We start from the raw sequence: 14,848 nt of genomic DNA, 5'->3' as shown, positions 1-14,848 counted from the left end.
ATTTTATATGTATAAAAAATTTAAAATTCTTTCTTTTGCTTTAGCTATATCAGTATGTTTATTAGGATGTGAAAAAAGTACAGCAAGTAGTAAGAAAGAAGATGTAACAATACAAATTGGTATACAGCAAGGGTTAAGCCCGCTATTACTAGCAAAGAAAAAGGGGTGGTTTGAAGAGGAGTTTAAAAAAGAAGGAGTTAAAGTGAAATGGACAGAGTTCCAAAGTGGACCTCCTTATTTTGAAGCAATCGCATCAAACCGATTAGACTTTGGTGAAGTAGGGAATTCTCCAGTCATTTCAGCGCAAGCAGCAGGTATTGGATTTACCGAAATCGCCAATACAAGTTATGCGAGAAAAGGAACTGGAATTCTCGTTCAAAAAGATAGCAAGATTGCGAGTGTAAAAGAGTTAAAAGGTAAAAAAATTGCGGTAGCAAAAGGAAGTAGTGCCTTTAATTTATTGTATCGAGCACTTGATAAAGAAGGGATTGATGCAAAAGAGGTAAATGTCATTCAATTACAACCAGATGAAGCGCAGCCTGCATTCGAATCAGGATCAGTAGATGCATGGGCGATTTGGGACCCTTTCATATCATTACATACGTTAAATAAAGGTGCGAAGGTGATTGCAGACGGTGAAACATTAAATGTCTCTTCACCAGAATTTTTAATTACGAGAACAAAATTTGCGAAAGAACATCCAGAATTAGTTGAGAAATTCCTCAAAGTTTATGAGAAAGCACGTGTATGGCAAGATGCTAACTTAGATGAAGCAATAAAAGTATATACTTCTGTAAAAAAGATAGATGCGGAGATCGTAAAAGAAGTGTTTAATCACGACAAACCAATTTTAGTTCCGGTAACGAAGGAAATAATAGCAGAACAACAAAAGACAGCGGATTTTCAATATAAGCTCGGTTCTATAAAGAAAGAAATTAAGGCGGAAAAAGTTGTAGATAATTCTTTCGTAGAAAAAGCATTGAAAGCGAAGTGAAAAGAGGTTTTGTAAAGTGGAAAATACGAAAGCTGTTATGAAACCAGCGAGTATAACGATTGAGAAAAACAGAGTTAAGAATGTGCGAAAGTTAAATGTAAAAGTTTTAGTAAGGGCGATTACTATACCGGTTATTATATTAATAATTTGGCAGTTAGCTGGCGTATTCGGTCTTGTTTCTAAAACAGTTTTACCAACACCATTAGATATTTTTCTAGCTTTCCAAGAGCTTATTAAAACAGGAGAGTTATTCGGCCATTTAAGTATTAGTGTATTCAGGGCTGTGGCTGGTTTCTTTATTGGTGGGGGCTTAGGAATCATTTTAGGAACGATTGTTGGGTTTTCAACGAGAAGTGAGCAATATTTAGATCCACCTGTGCAAATGTTAAGAACTGTACCTCATCTAGCTGTTGCGCCACTTTTCGTATTATGGTTCGGTTTTGGTGAAACATCGAAAGTGTTATTAATTGCAGATGGTGCATTTTTTCCTTTATACGTAAACGCATTTTTAGGTATTAGAGGTGTGGATTCAAAGTTATTTGATGTTGCGAGAGTGTTAGAGTTTAGCAAAAGAAAACTAATTACGAAACTCATTTTACCATCTGCATTGCCTAATCTTTTACTAGGAGCAAGGTTATCGTTAGGTGTTGCATGGGTGAGTTTAGTAGTAGCAGAACTTATGGGATCTACAGAAGGTATTGGTTATATGATTATGGATGCAAGGCAATTTTCAAATACAGATATCGTATTTGTCGGCATAATTATCTTTGCATTTGTTGGGAAGTTTTCTGACTCTCTAGTACGTTTACTAGAAGCGAAGTTTTTAAGATGGCGAGATAATTTTAAAGGTGAGACTGGGAATTAACATATAAATTATTAGGGGTAATTTATATAGAATGTGTTAGTATACGATTCAAAATAAATAAGGGGTGTGTAAAGGCATGGAATTATTATGGTTTATTCCGGCTTATGGAGATGGTCGATATTTAGGAACGACAAAACGAGGAAGAGCAGCTGAATATGGTTATTATAAGCAAGTTGCTGCGGCAGCTGATTATTTAGGATATACGGGTGTTTTACTTCCAACTGGTCAAGGATGTGAAGACCCTTGGGTGTTAGCTTCAGCTCTTGCTGCTGAAACAGAAAAACTAAAATTTTTAGTAGCAGTAAGACCAGGACTAATGTCCCCTACAGTTGCAGCGAGGATGGCATCTACATTTGATAGAATTTCAGATGGGAGACTGCTTATTAATGTAGTAGCTGGAGGAGATCCAGTTGAACTACAAGGAGATGGATTATATCTTGATCATGATGAAAGGTATGAAGCAGCGGATGAATTTTTAAAAGTTTGGAAATCGACATTGCAAGGTGAAACGATCTCTTTAGAAGGAAAACATATTCAAGTTACAGATAGTAAAGTTGTATTCCCACCAGTTCAAACGCCATATCCTCCTATATATTTCGGAGGATCATCAGCTGCTGGAAAAGAAGTAGCAGCTGAACATAGTGATGTATATTTAACGTGGGGAGAGCCGCCAGAGCAAGTAAAAGAAAAAGTAGAAGAAGTAAGAAAACTTGCAGAAGAGAAGGGGCGTACAGTCCGATTTGGCATTAGATTACACGTAATTGTAAGAGAGACAGAAGAAGAAGCATGGGAAGAGGCCGAACGTTTAATTCAATATGTGGATAATGAAACAATTGAGCTTGCTCAAAAGACATTTGCAAGATATGATTCGGTTGGTCAAAAACGGATGACACATTTAAATAAAGGTACGAGAGAGTCGTTAGAGATAAGCCCTAATTTATGGGCTGGTATCGGACTTGTAAGAGGTGGGGCAGGTACTGCACTTGTAGGCGATCCGCATACAGTAGCAGAAAGGATAAAAGAATATGAATCGTTAGGAATTGATACGTTTGTTTTATCAGGATATCCGCATTTAGAAGAAGCGTATGAAGTGGCAGAATTGTTATTCCCATTATTGAAAGACAAGAAGAAAGAAGAAAATAAAATTGTTGGTGAAATGATTGCTGATGCATATGCATTAAAAAAATAGTGAAAAATAAAGTTTCACTTATTTATTGCTTCATTTTGTTTACTGCCTGTTAATAGGGTATAAAAAATCCGCAAGTTATTCGCTTGCGGGTTTTCATCGTAAATTATTAGAAAATATGGTAAAATCAAAGGGTAACTTAAGGTGCGGTTGGTTGTTCAATTATCACTTCTCCGAGTAGGAGGGGGGTGATAATACGTGAGTGAAATAGCGTTGCTACTGCAGGGTGGACTGTTTCTCGTTGCATTGTTAACGTTCGTCGTCGTTTTAATAGACAAGCTCAAAAAATAACAACCCACCTATGCCTATAGAATGTGGGTTGTTTTGTTTGTAAGAAACAAATAGGATAAATGAACAATCCAATCTGCTAAGTTACGTGGACTAGTGTGTAGCCGCACACTAGTCTTTTTTATTTATATACAATTTATAATTGGTTTATGTGATTGTATTGTTCTTTTCATACTCATTATAACACAGTGTCTTTTCATCAAGAAAGGAGACCGTATGTTCTGGTATCTATTATATAGTAGGTGCTTTTTCTTTGAACAGCCCATCCATATACTGTTTTAAACTTTGGACATAAAATTTCTGTGTATTCACATTATTTACACCGACAATGGGTGATGGAAGGTCAAATCTTTTTTCTGATAAATGAACGACAACATCAAAGATGTCAAACAAGCGAATGAAGCAAAACAGACCGTCTTTATCGCTAAGTAAAATAAAGTAATGATTTTCACTACTTGTATTTAGCGTATTCCATAAAGAACTTTTGCTTAAATCACGTACAATGCTTTTTTCTTTTAGTTCCACGAAATCTGCATTTGAGAGAATGGTAGAAATATCAATTGCATCTTGATCTTCAAAGTAGCCATCAACTGCTTGTACAGCGAATGTATAAGCCATTTTTAATATACTCATTTTATATTTACGGTTATCTAATAGTAATTCACGTTGAATAGAACTCGCTACTTTCGTTACACGTTCCTCTTTCCAAATTTCATTATGTAAGGAAATATCGTGCTTTTTACATAGTTTCATAATTAATGCATTAGAATAAAGAATTTCGTCGCTTACTTCGACAACATCAGTCTCAGCAGCCGCAAGTTCCTCACCGTGCTCATTCGTATAGAGTGGGGAATCAATTTGTCTTTTCATTTGTTCAATCTTAAATTGACTCAATTTATGCCTAATTAAAGGACGATCAATATTTGTTGTCATTTGTTCATGACAAGTATCACAAATTGAGTTTGTGAAATAATATCCACATAATATTTCTGGAATGACATATTGTTCACTAAGTTCTTTCGTATCTTTTCTGCAAATGATGCATTGTGTCATTTTTATCACCTTTACCTGCAAATTTGTATGTAATCTCATTGTAGTGTATTTATTGGTATTTTGGAATATTGTAAAGGAAAATATTATGTGAAATTCATACTTATTTTGGTACAATGAAGAGAAGTGCTAGTTTAAAGGAGGCCATTTTTTTGAAATCAAAAGTGCACTTTTGGACATTAGAAGTGCTAATGGTTGTAGGAATCATATTTATTTGCACAAAAATATCATTTTTATTTCAACCGATTGGTATCTTCATATCAACATTATTTTTCCCAATCTTAATCGCGCTTTTTTTATACTTCATATTTAATCCTGTATTAATCTTTTTGGAGAATAAAAAAGTACCTAGAAATTTAGCGATATTGCTGTTATATCTTTTTATCATAACATTAACTGCGGTTGGCGTTGGAGTAGTTGTTCCTACGATTTCACAACAGCTAATGGACTTAGTAAAAAATATGCCAGGCTACATAAAAGAGGGAAAAGTATACATACAAGAATTATCACATCATAGGTTGTTTGAATGGTTATCTACACAAAACTACGTTTCCATTGAAACAATTGAAAAAAATGCGATTGAATACTTAAAAGATATACCAAATACAATTACGTCGAGTGCAACGGCTTTATTTGGTATTATCACGAACGTTGCATTAGTTGTATTTACTGTACCGTTCATTTTATTTTACATGTTTAAAGATGGACATGCCTTTCCAGGAAAAGCGGTAAGTTTATTACCAGAATCTTACCGTGAAGAGGGGCTTCGTATCATTAAGGAAACGAACGAAACATTATCTGCATATATTCAAGGGCAAGCGCTCGTTTGTATATTTGTAGGTGCGTTTACTTTTATCGGTTATTTAATTATTGATTTACCGTACGCTTTCGTTTTAGGAATTATCGCAGCATTTACAAACATCATTCCTAACTTAGGTCCATTTATCGGGGCAGCACCAGCTGTTATTGTAGGACTGTTCGTATCTCCGATGCAAGCCTTATACGTAATTATTATCGTAACAATTGTACAACAGTTTGAAAGTAATATTATTTCACCACGTATTATGAGCTCGAAATTAAATATTCATCCACTAACAATTATTATTTTAATTTTAGGGGTAGGTAACTTTGCGGGAATTATCGGAATGATTTTAGCAGTACCAGTTTATGCAGTAACAAAAACAGTTGTTTCGAACTTAGTGAGATTGTTTAAGACGAAGAGAAGTAACCGAAAATAGTAAAAACTGAGGAAGATACACCGCTTTTTAAGTGGTGTATCTTTTGTTTATAAATAAATAATTAAAAGTGGGTTGATTTGATTTTATTATATATTTTTTATACATCAAATTCAGTGATAAACTTGTGTGATATAAGCTCTATAAAACTATGTGGAATCCCTCTGAACTATCCAAATCATTTCCTTACAGCGTGCTATCAACATCATAATCGACTCCTTTCAATTCTATATAGTTAAACGATTAAAGGTGAGTGTAGTACTTGCTTCTACGATCTCGAATTTCATCAATAGCTTGTTTATATTGTCTTTCTTGTTTTAATTCATTTTGAGATATTGTTTCTTTTTGAATCGTAATCGTTAAAAAGAAAAGGTGAAACTTCATATGTGAATTCCTCCTTTCGAATTGGAATTACAGATGACTACAGTAATGACTTTGTCTTTCTTTTACAGAATTCATAGCCTGATTAATTTGTCGTTCATGAAGCATTTCAGACTCAGAAAATTTATTTTTTTGAATGGTAATGGTTAAAAAGAATACTTTAAATTTCATAAAATAATTACCCCTTTATAAGTGATTTAGAAAAGACGAGTGTAATAAGAAGATTGGCGCTCTTTTACTTCGTCCATAATGCTTTGGATGTGTTGTTCACGTAAAATCTCTTTCTGTGAAAGCTTACGTTTTTGAATGGTGATGGTTAAAAAGAATGCTTTAAATTTCATGAATATATGACCCCTTTAAAATATATTTTTAATACATTTGAGTGTAGTATGAACTTTTAATGTCAGTTATTTTATCAGTCAGTTGTTTTAACTGTTGTTTACGATTGATTTCAGTTTCAGATAAAGTATGTTTTTGAAGCACAGTCGTAAAAAAGAAAATATGAAAAGTCATAAATGAATTCCTCCTTTCAAAAAGGAATTACAGGTGATCACAGTAAAGTGCTTGGCGCTCCTTAACATCATTCATAGCTTTTTCAATTTGCTCATTATGAAGAATTTCATCTTTGGAAATTGTATTTCTTTGAATCGTAATACTTAAAAACAATACGCTAATAGTCATTGAATGTTGCTCCTTTCTTAGAAAAATAATGTAAGAGACTAAAAAATCGCGCAAAAAAACCACAGGAAGATACAGTTCTCCTATGGCTGGGCGTGAAAAAGCCACAGGAAAGTATACGACCTCCTGTGGCGAATTTATGAATTAAATGAAATAAATTACGATTTTCAATTCTCCATTAGGGTGGTCGAATTCATATTTAATTGTCCAGAAAACACAGGTGCAGTTAACGCTAAAGTTAATGCATGTAATTGTAATTTCATCATTTCCTTCGACCTCCTTTTAGAATTTTTTTCTTACGTTAGTAAGTATATACAATTAATGGATAATTGTAAACATAAAAAATGAAAATTTTTAATTTTGATTAAAATGCGTATATTTAAAAAGGGATTTGAAAGTAAATATTGTAATTAACGAAATATCGATAAAAATGGGGGATGCTAAATGAAATATATGCATCATAACATAATCGTTATGCTAACAATTTTTTTATTCATTACGGCTTGTTCTAACGGGGAAAGAATAAAAGATATATATGATGTTAGGTCAGATGATTTTAAGAAATATACTGGGACATACGTTGGTAATAATTCAGATGTGGTTGCAATTATTAATCATTTACCTGGTGGTGGAACAGTTCAAAGTATAAGTTTAGAAAATGAAAATATAAAAGTGAACTATGGTGCAAAAGAGAGTGGAGCTCTTACAGAAGAAATGATTGAGACGTATTGGTTTGATGAGAAAGATACGATGAAGAAGAATTTTCTCTTTAATGCTACCTATCTAGTAATTTTAGTACCAAACGCAAAAGCTTATGAGTTTCAAATAGAAAATAAAAACTTTAAGATAACGAGGGAAGAAATGTTATCAATTTTGCATAGGGAATTCGATGATTTTCCAAAAGAAAAAGATATATGGGATAAAAATAAAGTTATAAAGTTCTTTAACGGCAATGAAGAAAAAATTAAAATGCTTGTGGAAGATAAAGATTTTCGGAAATCTTTATTTGCTAAATATCCAGTGAGCCAGTTGAAATAATGGAGGGGAGAAGATAGAGTTAGTATACAAAATTTCTTATCATAGAATGCAGGATCATTATTTACCTAAATTAGTACAGGCAATTAGGCTCGTTAGTGAAGAAGATTTGTGGAAAAAAGAGACCTCTGTTAATTCAATTGGTGGAATCGTACTACATATTTGTGAACATTTACAGAGAAATACAAGGCGTTATAAGGATCCAAATATAGTTTTTGAAAATGGAATTGAAGAATATTTTCCAGTGAAACAAATAAGCTCTGAAGCTTTGTTAAAAACTGTTGAAGAAATATTTGATGAGTGGGGCAAAGCATATATACAGGTCTGGGAAGAAAAAAGGCATATTGATCTTCAAAGTCTATTACATTTGGTTGAGCATACAAGCTATCATTTAGGGCAAGTAGTAGATCGTACAAAATGTATTGAGGGACAACAGTTTAATTTTTGTCAAAATGGTATAAATGAAAAGAATTTGAGAACAAGAGTTGAAACTTCGAATTTTTAGAAAGAGAGACATTCTTAATTGAATGACTCTCTTTTTTGTAAAAGAAATTTATGGAAAAAAATAATTCTATGTGATATGGTTAATTACATAAGTAATGAACCTATGAACCTAAGGTGGTGAAAATGTGAAGCCGACTCTAGAACAAAATAAATTAATATACATACAAATTGCAGAAACGATTGAATCTGATATTTTAAAAGACATATTGCTTGAAGAAGAACAAGTTCCATCGACAAATCAATTTGCGAAGATGTTACAAATAAATCCGGCTACCGCAGCTAAAGGGGTGAATGTATTAGTGGATGAGGGGATTTTATATAAAAAGAGAGGGATCGGGATGTTTGTTGCAAAAGGAGCAAAAGAAGTTGTACTAAAAAAAAGACAAAATACTTTTATGACTGAATATTTACCTAAAGTGTGGGAAGAAGCGAAAGTACTAGAAATATCAAAAGATGAATTGATGGATATGATCCAAAAGATTACGAAGGAGGGGAAAGAGGGATGATTGCACTTGAAACGAAAGATGTAACGAAAAAGTATAAAAAGAAAATAGCTGTAAATGAAGTAACGATTTCATTGGAAGAGAATAAAATATATGGTTTGCTTGGAAGGAACGGAGCAGGGAAAACGACTTTATTAAATTTACTAGCAGGACAAATTACTTCAAGTAGTGGAAGTGTATCAATATTTGGTGAAGATGTTTTTGAAAATAGTAAAGCGATGCAAAATATTTGTTTCGTTAGAGTAAAAGAAGAGTCTCATTTAAGTTATAGCGTAAAAGAAATTTTTAAGATATGTAACATGTTTTATAAAAATTGGGATCAGAAGTTTGCTGAAGAACTGGCGGGTAAATTTCAGCTTAATATAACAGAGAAATACCATAAACTATCTCATGGCATGCAAACAGTTGTAGGAATTATTAAAGGGTTAGCAAGCAGAGCGACAATTACTATTTTTGATGAACCAACTACAGGATTAGACGCAGCACATCGTGAGTTATTTTATAGTTTACTACTAGAAGATTACGGGGAGTATCCCAGAACAATTATATTATCAACACATCTGGTAGAAGAAGTAACCCATGTTATTGAAGAAGTAATTATCATAAAAGAAGGTGCACTTGTTGTTCAATCAACAGTGGAAGATTTATTGCAACAAGGTCATATTATTTCAGGGCAAAAAGGTAAAGTGGAGGAGTTCTTGATTAATAAAAAAGTTATAAATAAAGAAATTTATGGGAATAAAGGTATTGCTGTTATATGGGAAGAGCTTTCTAATGAAGATTGTTACTCTCTTGAAAAAGAAGGTTTAGTAATTGATAGAATTACATTACAAAAACTATTTATTCACATGACTGGTGGTGAAGTGGAATGACGATGTTAATGAAACAATTGAGGTTACATATAAATTTTCATTATAAAGCAATTTTAATATTTTGGATTGTAGCTTTATTAATAAAAGGAGCTTTATATGCTGCTCATTTAAATGAAGCGAAAGTTGGTTATTTACCCGAAATTATCAATAATCCTTCAATTGCAATTATGATTTTTATAGTAGGGAGTGTTTTCATTGTTCAAGATGATTTATTTCGTTTAGCAGTTTCATTTGGTATAACGAGAATACAATATTTTATCGGAGCGATTTGTTATATTGTGTTGCAATCCGCATTGTTTTCATTCCTTCAAATACTGTTTTTACAAGATATAAAATATAACTTAGTAAATGTTAACTTTGGAGAGCAATTAATACAACAGTTTATTTTACAATTTTTATTTTATGTTACGATAGCATGTTTCTTTCAAGTAGTAGTAATTTTTAAGCAAAGATTTCAATGGATTGGTCTCATGATTGGTGGGTCGCTTTTCCTTTCAACAAATAGTGTGCTGTATGGAGAAGTAGGGATAAAAGGATTGTTATTTACAAATGATGTATCTTTAATAGATATCCCTTATTTTATTGTTATTTCAATTGGATTAACAATTCTTTATATCATAACTAGTAGTATATTTATTCGTAAAGTATCATTTGAACGAACAGTTTAAAATAGTGATAGATTATTTTTTTAGGGAGAAGGAAAATATATGGGAGACACGTCCTCACTAATAACCGTCTTTTTATGCATTGCACTACTAATATTTTGGCGTCGTTATCGCTCCATGCATAAGTCAATAAAGGGATCGGGAAAACGTATTTTATGGCCATTACTATTTTTAACACCAGGTATTGTATGGTTTTTAAGTCCCGTACATCCAGCTATATTGCAAGTAAGTATAGCGGTATTCATTGGTGTACTTTTTGCTGTGCCGCTTATAGTATTAACAAATTATGAACGAAGAGATGATGGGAATATTTATACGAAAAAAAGTGCAGCTTTTTTAATTACTTTTATTGCACTTGTCGTTTTGAGATACGGTTCAAGAAAATATATTGTTGACTTAGATCAGCAAACAATAGGTTTATTATTTTATGTTGTTGCAGTATCGTATATTTTTCCTTGGAGAATTGCCTGTTATATAAAGTTTAGAAAAGTTTGGCGGGAAAATAATAATCATGCTATATGAAAACTTCTCATTTGAGAAGTTTTTTTATTTTTACAGGTAAGCAAAACAAGTTGTTGAAGGGCAGGCTGTCATAGAATATGATACATATTATAATGAGGAAAAATTGAGGGGATAAAAATGCGTACAATTTTACTTTTTCTAAACAACATGTTCATTAGCGAAATCGAGGACATTAGGCAAAAACATGATCCTTTATTTGGATTAATTTCACCGCATATTACAATTGTATTCCCATTTGAAAGTTCGATTTCAAATGATGAGCTGAAATTACATATTATAAATGTATCAAAACCGATACAGAATATAGAAATTGAATTTACGAATCAAATTACAAGTGAAAGAGAATATTTGTTTTTACGAGTTGAAAAGGGGAAAGAACAAATAGAGGAACTACATAATATTCTATATACAGGACCTTTATTACAATTTTTGAAAGAAGACATTCCGTACATCCCGCATGTAACAGTCGGAAGAAAAGAAAGTGCCGAATTAGCTGCTGAAGTAGTGAAGGAGATTCCTAGTTTTCATGGGAAGTTAAATTGTGTGATTGATAGAATAAGCGTGGAGCGAATTGGAGAGAACGGGGAATCAATTATTGAATTTGAAGTGCCATTTCTAAAAAGCTGACAAAAGTCAGCTTTTTATTTCGTAGCATGAAGTAATGCACCAATTGCACCGCTATTACCACCATCTTGTAAAAAGATTGGTGTTTTATTTTGATATTCGGTGTAGCTACTAATAATATGTTGAAGTTGTACGTTATTACATAAAGTCGAACCAATATAAATAATATGTTCAATGTTTTTTGTTTCAGCGAATTGAAGGCTTAATGCAGTAACGACTTCACCGACAAGTCCTTGTACAGTAGCTAGTATATCGGAGTTACTATTATTTGATTCTGTAATGGCTGCTTTTCCGAAGTTACTAGCAGTTAAGTTATTATCGATAGGGGAAAGAATAACACCATAAATATCTCCAACCGTAATATCTAGCTCTTTTCTAGATCCTACTTTTGTTAGAGGTATTATATCTTCAAAATGATCTATATTTGTTAACAATTTTGAGAGTCCCATAATAGTCCCACCGCCAACTCCGGTTCCACCAGCGCGAATATATTGTTCATTATAAACGTAATGGATAGAAGTACCTGTACCGATATTGGTTAAAATAAAATTGCGTATAGCATGTTTTTCTTCTTTTAATATGTATTGGACACCTGCAAGAGTAGCTTCAAATTCGTTTAGCTCTATTATTTTATATGAACCTGTAAGCAGATGCTGTAATAGTTTAGATTTACCACCCGTAATACATATTTGTTTTATGCCATTGTTGTTTTTAATCCAATCTATTATTTTATGTTGTTCATGTGAATAAAATTTTTCAAAAGTTAATAGCTTTTTTTTGTTAAAATAAGCTATTTTCGTTAATGTGCCTCCAGCATCGATACCGATAGTACGTTCCATTTTCCTGCTCCTAACTACGTAATATGTTTTCCTATTTACTCAATCGGTTGAGAATAGATATTTCCAACTGATATAAGGAACACTTTAATCTGCTTGATATATTAATAGTTTTTCTATAGTTACAATAGGCTGGTCGTTTACAGTTGCAATACCTTTACCAAGAACAAAACCTCGGCGATTGCGCGTTAGCTCATAATGTAAATCAAGTTTATCACCGGGATATGCTTTTCCGTGGAATTCAACTCCATCTAAAGAGGAGAGGAATCCTAGTCCTTCAGAATCACTTGTATGTACAAATGCACTAAGCTGAGCAAGTGATTCTACAATTAACATATGAGGCATATGTTTGTGACTATCATTTATAAACCATTCGTTATTTGTAATGAGTTTATATCCTGTAACGAATTCATCTTGTTTTACATTTGTTACTTTATCAATCATTAAAAATGGATAACGATGGGGAAGTGTGTCTTTAATATGCATATGAAAGTACCTCCAATTAATAATACCCCTGCTAAAGTTAAGCAGGGGAGCCGGAATTAATTTTTAACTAATTCATTTACTTTTTCAAGGACGAAAATGCCGCTATTTCTAATGTTTTCAACAACTTGTTGCAACACTTCTTTATCTTGAACGAGTGCAATACGTACGAAGCCTTCTCCGTGAGGTCCAAATGCATGACCAGGTGTAACAACGACATTCGCACGATCCATTAATGCATAAGCGAAGTCTAGAGAAGTCCATCCTTGTGGAATTTCTGCCCAGACAAACATACTACCAGCTGGCTTATCGACATTCCAGCCAAATGTTCGGAATCCATCGATTAGTGTATCTCTACGTTCTTGATAAATTTCACGGTTTTTCTCACAAAACGTAGCACCGTTTCTTAGTGCAGCACATGCCGCTTTTTGAATTGGTAAAAATACACCGTAATCGGTATTAGATTTAAATTGAGTAAGTGCACGAACAATTTCTTCGTTTCCAATCATATATCCAATACGGCTACCTGCTAAACTATAACTTTTTGACAAAGAATTGATTTCTACGCCAACTTCTTTAGCACCAGGTACAGAGAGGAAGCTAATTGGCTTATTACCATCAAAATAAAATTCGGCATAAGCAAAATCATGGACAACGATAATATTATGCTTTTTCGCGAATGCGATTACTTCTTTAAAGAAATCTTCATGAGCCATTGCTGGAACGGGATTCCCTGGGAAGTTTAAAATCATCATCTTCGCTTGATCGGCAATTTCTTCAGGGATGACTTCTAAGTCTGGTAAGAAATCATTCTCTTTCTTTAAAGGCATGTAGTAAGATATTGCACCAGCCATTTGAATACCTGTTTCATAAGCTGTATATCCTGGATCAGGAACTAATATAATATCACCTGGATTTGCATAAACCATAGGTAAATGAACGAGCCCGTCTTGTGAACCCATTAATAATAAAACTTCTTTATCCGCATTTAATAAAACGTTATGAGTATTGTTGTAATATTCAGTTACAGCTTCGTGAAATTCTTGAATACCTGATAATGTATACCCGTAGCTCTCTTTCTCACTCGCTGTATGTACCATTGTTTCTCTTACAAAATCAGCGGGCGGCATATCAGGATTTCCGATGCTCAAATCAATCATGTTATGACCTGCTGCAATTTTTTCTTTTTTATAGGCTCCTAATTCACTAAATATAGAAGATTGGAATGCTTTCATTCTAGTTGCTAACGTGTAAGTCATCAAAACCCCTCCTAAAACAGTGCTTTCATTCTGCGTTTTTAATTATTCTGAAAACACATGTTTATATTTTATCATTTTTTTATGAAAATTAAAATGATTGACAAATTTAGAGGAAGGATTAGCCTATTTTGAAAAGTATCGATGTAAATAGCGTAGATGTGTTAATTGAAATGTCTATTATAGGATTCATTTTATATAACTTAAGGTATTCTCTAGTTTTTATTAAGTATATTTCTCATGTTTTGAATGAAAAAGAATACGAAAACAAGGGCTATTTTTGTGGCCGATTTCTAAAGTGAAATAACGCAGAAAATATTTTCTGCGTCTCCTCTGAAATGTAATCATTTCTTTTTATATGTGCATAATTTTTCGGCTGTCAAAAAGTATACATTTAGTGTACCGTCGGCAACTTTTAAAGTTTGGTCCGATGTAAATGAATTACCATAATCAATGTGATATACATTAGAATTTTTGACAAATGAGCCTTTATATAAATCGTCTTTATTCTTTGTTGTTTGCATTTCTACTAAATTTTGCACAATTTCCTCTTTATTTTCTTTTTTGACAACTGTTTCAAATTTATAATATACAGGGCATTCACCATTTTTATTGTCAACGACTTCCCAAGAACCGTATATATCGTTATTGCTGCATCCACTAAGTAGGATGATTAGTATAGGAATTGTAAGTAGAACCTTTTTCATTTTGTGCTCCTTTCTTTTAAATTTGAATAAACGTGCGAATACGATAGGGATATTATAATAAATAAAGTTTAAATTTTTTTAAAGAATTATTTAATTTCATATAAAAATTTAGGAGAAATTAAATAAGCATGAATCTAGTGTAAAGTCAGATTCATGCTAGTACC

The 14,848-nt window shown here is 32.7% G+C and carries 22 protein-coding genes; 12 read left to right on the top strand and 10 right to left on the bottom strand.

The features are described from left to right. The first annotated feature begins 7 nt into the window (after positions 1 to 7). The 4 genes from ACTFN4_RS22470 to ACTFN4_RS22455 all read left to right on the top strand — a co-directional run bounded on the left by ACTFN4_RS22470 (position 8) and on the right by ACTFN4_RS22455 (position 3,336). Positions 8 to 994: an aliphatic sulfonate ABC transporter substrate-binding protein gene (locus ACTFN4_RS22470; protein WP_000276909.1), complete on the top strand. Its 987-nt coding sequence runs from the start codon at positions 8 to 10 to the stop codon at positions 992 to 994. A gap of 16 nt (positions 995 to 1,010) precedes the next feature. Further along, positions 1,011 to 1,859 carry an ABC transporter permease gene (locus tag ACTFN4_RS22465; protein WP_439962799.1) on the top strand — a complete coding sequence of 283 codons (849 nt, stop codon included), beginning with the start codon at positions 1,011 to 1,013 and terminating at the stop codon, positions 1,857 to 1,859. Between the two features lie 76 nt (positions 1,860 to 1,935). Then, the gene (gene ssuD / locus ACTFN4_RS22460) at positions 1,936 to 3,048 is read left to right on the top strand and encodes an FMNH2-dependent alkanesulfonate monooxygenase (RefSeq protein ID WP_025686896.1); all 1,113 of its coding nucleotides are present in this window, start codon (positions 1,936 to 1,938) and stop codon (positions 3,046 to 3,048) included. A gap of 195 nt (positions 3,049 to 3,243) precedes the next feature. Next, the gene (locus tag ACTFN4_RS22455) at positions 3,244 to 3,336 is read left to right on the top strand and encodes a putative holin-like toxin (RefSeq protein ID WP_001289320.1); all 93 of its coding nucleotides are present in this window, start codon (positions 3,244 to 3,246) and stop codon (positions 3,334 to 3,336) included. A gap of 228 nt (positions 3,337 to 3,564) precedes the next feature. On the opposite strand, the gene ACTFN4_RS22450 is transcribed toward ACTFN4_RS22455, so the two are convergent. Next, a complete protein-coding gene (locus ACTFN4_RS22450; protein ID WP_000189709.1) occupies positions 3,565 to 4,386 on the bottom strand; it encodes an HNH endonuclease in 822 nt (273 codons plus the stop codon). Between the two features lie 149 nt (positions 4,387 to 4,535). On the opposite strand from ACTFN4_RS22450, the gene ACTFN4_RS22445 reads away from it, so the two are divergent. Beyond that, entirely contained in the window at positions 4,536 to 5,621 is a 1,086-nt protein-coding gene (locus ACTFN4_RS22445; RefSeq protein ID WP_000837892.1) for an AI-2E family transporter, read from the top strand. Between the two features lie 240 nt (positions 5,622 to 5,861). Here ACTFN4_RS22445 and ACTFN4_RS22440 read toward each other — a convergent pair whose 3' ends face one another. The 5 genes from ACTFN4_RS22440 to ACTFN4_RS22420 are packed head-to-tail and all read right to left on the bottom strand — an operon-like array spanning position 5,862 to position 6,680. Beyond that, the gene (locus tag ACTFN4_RS22440) at positions 5,862 to 6,002 is read right to left on the bottom strand and encodes a YrzI family small protein (protein WP_439962797.1); all 141 of its coding nucleotides are present in this window, start codon (positions 6,000 to 6,002) and stop codon (positions 5,862 to 5,864) included. 27 nt (positions 6,003 to 6,029) lie between these two features. Next, positions 6,030 to 6,170: a YrzI family small protein gene (locus ACTFN4_RS22435; RefSeq protein ID WP_000669806.1), complete on the bottom strand. Its 141-nt coding sequence runs from the start codon at positions 6,168 to 6,170 to the stop codon at positions 6,030 to 6,032. 26 nt (positions 6,171 to 6,196) lie between these two features. Next, complete coding sequence (locus ACTFN4_RS22430) at positions 6,197 to 6,340, bottom strand: YrzI family small protein (RefSeq protein ID WP_000668965.1); 144 nt, start codon at positions 6,338 to 6,340, stop codon at positions 6,197 to 6,199. A gap of 28 nt (positions 6,341 to 6,368) precedes the next feature. Continuing rightward, positions 6,369 to 6,512, bottom strand: coding sequence for a YrzI family small protein (locus ACTFN4_RS22425; RefSeq protein WP_000142712.1), 144 nt, complete (start codon positions 6,510 to 6,512; stop codon positions 6,369 to 6,371). Positions 6,513 to 6,539: 27 nt separating this feature from the next. Next, positions 6,540 to 6,680, bottom strand: a complete 141-nt coding sequence (locus ACTFN4_RS22420; RefSeq protein WP_000156193.1) for a YrzI family small protein — start codon at positions 6,678 to 6,680, stop codon at positions 6,540 to 6,542. Positions 6,681 to 7,121: 441 nt separating this feature from the next. Here ACTFN4_RS22420 and ACTFN4_RS22415 point away from each other — a divergent pair, with 441 nt between their 5' ends. The 7 genes from ACTFN4_RS22415 to ACTFN4_RS22385 all read left to right on the top strand — a co-directional run bounded on the left by ACTFN4_RS22415 (position 7,122) and on the right by ACTFN4_RS22385 (position 11,405). After that, positions 7,122 to 7,715, top strand: a complete 594-nt coding sequence (locus ACTFN4_RS22415) for a DUF4825 domain-containing protein (protein ID WP_074047318.1) — start codon at positions 7,122 to 7,124, stop codon at positions 7,713 to 7,715. Positions 7,716 to 7,728: 13 nt separating this feature from the next. After that, the gene (locus ACTFN4_RS22410; RefSeq protein ID WP_074047317.1) at positions 7,729 to 8,217 is read left to right on the top strand and encodes a DinB family protein; all 489 of its coding nucleotides are present in this window, start codon (positions 7,729 to 7,731) and stop codon (positions 8,215 to 8,217) included. 124 nt (positions 8,218 to 8,341) lie between these two features. Further along, entirely contained in the window at positions 8,342 to 8,722 is a 381-nt protein-coding gene (locus ACTFN4_RS22405; RefSeq protein ID WP_000805185.1) for a GntR family transcriptional regulator, read from the top strand. After that, positions 8,719 to 9,591, top strand: a complete 873-nt coding sequence (locus ACTFN4_RS22400) for an ABC transporter ATP-binding protein (RefSeq protein WP_000560921.1) — start codon at positions 8,719 to 8,721, stop codon at positions 9,589 to 9,591. The genes ACTFN4_RS22405 and ACTFN4_RS22400 overlap by 4 nt, the downstream gene beginning before the upstream one ends. Next, on the top strand, positions 9,588 to 10,259 hold the full coding sequence (locus tag ACTFN4_RS22395; protein ID WP_000178200.1) for a DUF4052 domain-containing protein: 672 nt from the start codon (positions 9,588 to 9,590) through the stop codon (positions 10,257 to 10,259). Before ACTFN4_RS22400 ends, ACTFN4_RS22395 begins: the two co-directional genes overlap by 4 nt. Positions 10,260 to 10,298: 39 nt before the next feature. Then, positions 10,299 to 10,778 (top strand): CcdC family protein, encoded by a 480-nt coding sequence (locus ACTFN4_RS22390; protein WP_075677176.1) that lies wholly within the window; start codon positions 10,299 to 10,301, stop codon positions 10,776 to 10,778. A 117-nt stretch (positions 10,779 to 10,895) separates the two neighbouring features. Continuing rightward, entirely contained in the window at positions 10,896 to 11,405 is a 510-nt protein-coding gene (locus ACTFN4_RS22385; protein ID WP_001259199.1) for a 2'-5' RNA ligase family protein, read from the top strand. A gap of 14 nt (positions 11,406 to 11,419) precedes the next feature. Here ACTFN4_RS22385 and coaW read toward each other — a convergent pair whose 3' ends face one another. The 4 genes from coaW to ACTFN4_RS22365 form a co-directional block, all read right to left on the bottom strand. Next, positions 11,420 to 12,241, bottom strand: a complete 822-nt coding sequence (gene coaW / locus ACTFN4_RS22380; RefSeq protein ID WP_075677174.1) for a type II pantothenate kinase — start codon at positions 12,239 to 12,241, stop codon at positions 11,420 to 11,422. Positions 12,242 to 12,325: 84 nt separating this feature from the next. Continuing rightward, the gene (locus ACTFN4_RS22375) at positions 12,326 to 12,724 is read right to left on the bottom strand and encodes a 3-hydroxyacyl-ACP dehydratase FabZ family protein (protein WP_439962796.1); all 399 of its coding nucleotides are present in this window, start codon (positions 12,722 to 12,724) and stop codon (positions 12,326 to 12,328) included. A gap of 56 nt (positions 12,725 to 12,780) precedes the next feature. After that, a complete protein-coding gene (locus ACTFN4_RS22370) occupies positions 12,781 to 13,980 on the bottom strand; it encodes an LL-diaminopimelate aminotransferase (protein WP_000222693.1) in 1,200 nt (399 codons plus the stop codon). 341 nt (positions 13,981 to 14,321) lie between these two features. After that, entirely contained in the window at positions 14,322 to 14,684 is a 363-nt protein-coding gene (locus tag ACTFN4_RS22365) for a hypothetical protein (protein ID WP_000757022.1), read from the bottom strand. Between the last annotated feature and the right edge of the window lie 164 nt (positions 14,685 to 14,848).

This window comes from Bacillus cereus group sp. MYBK95-2 (genome assembly GCF_051915225.1).
Lineage (GTDB): Bacteria > Bacillota > Bacilli > Bacillales > Bacillaceae_G > Bacillus_A > Bacillus_A cereus.
Note: the sequence above shows the minus strand (reverse complement) of the source record. Positions and strands in the feature narration are given on the sequence as shown.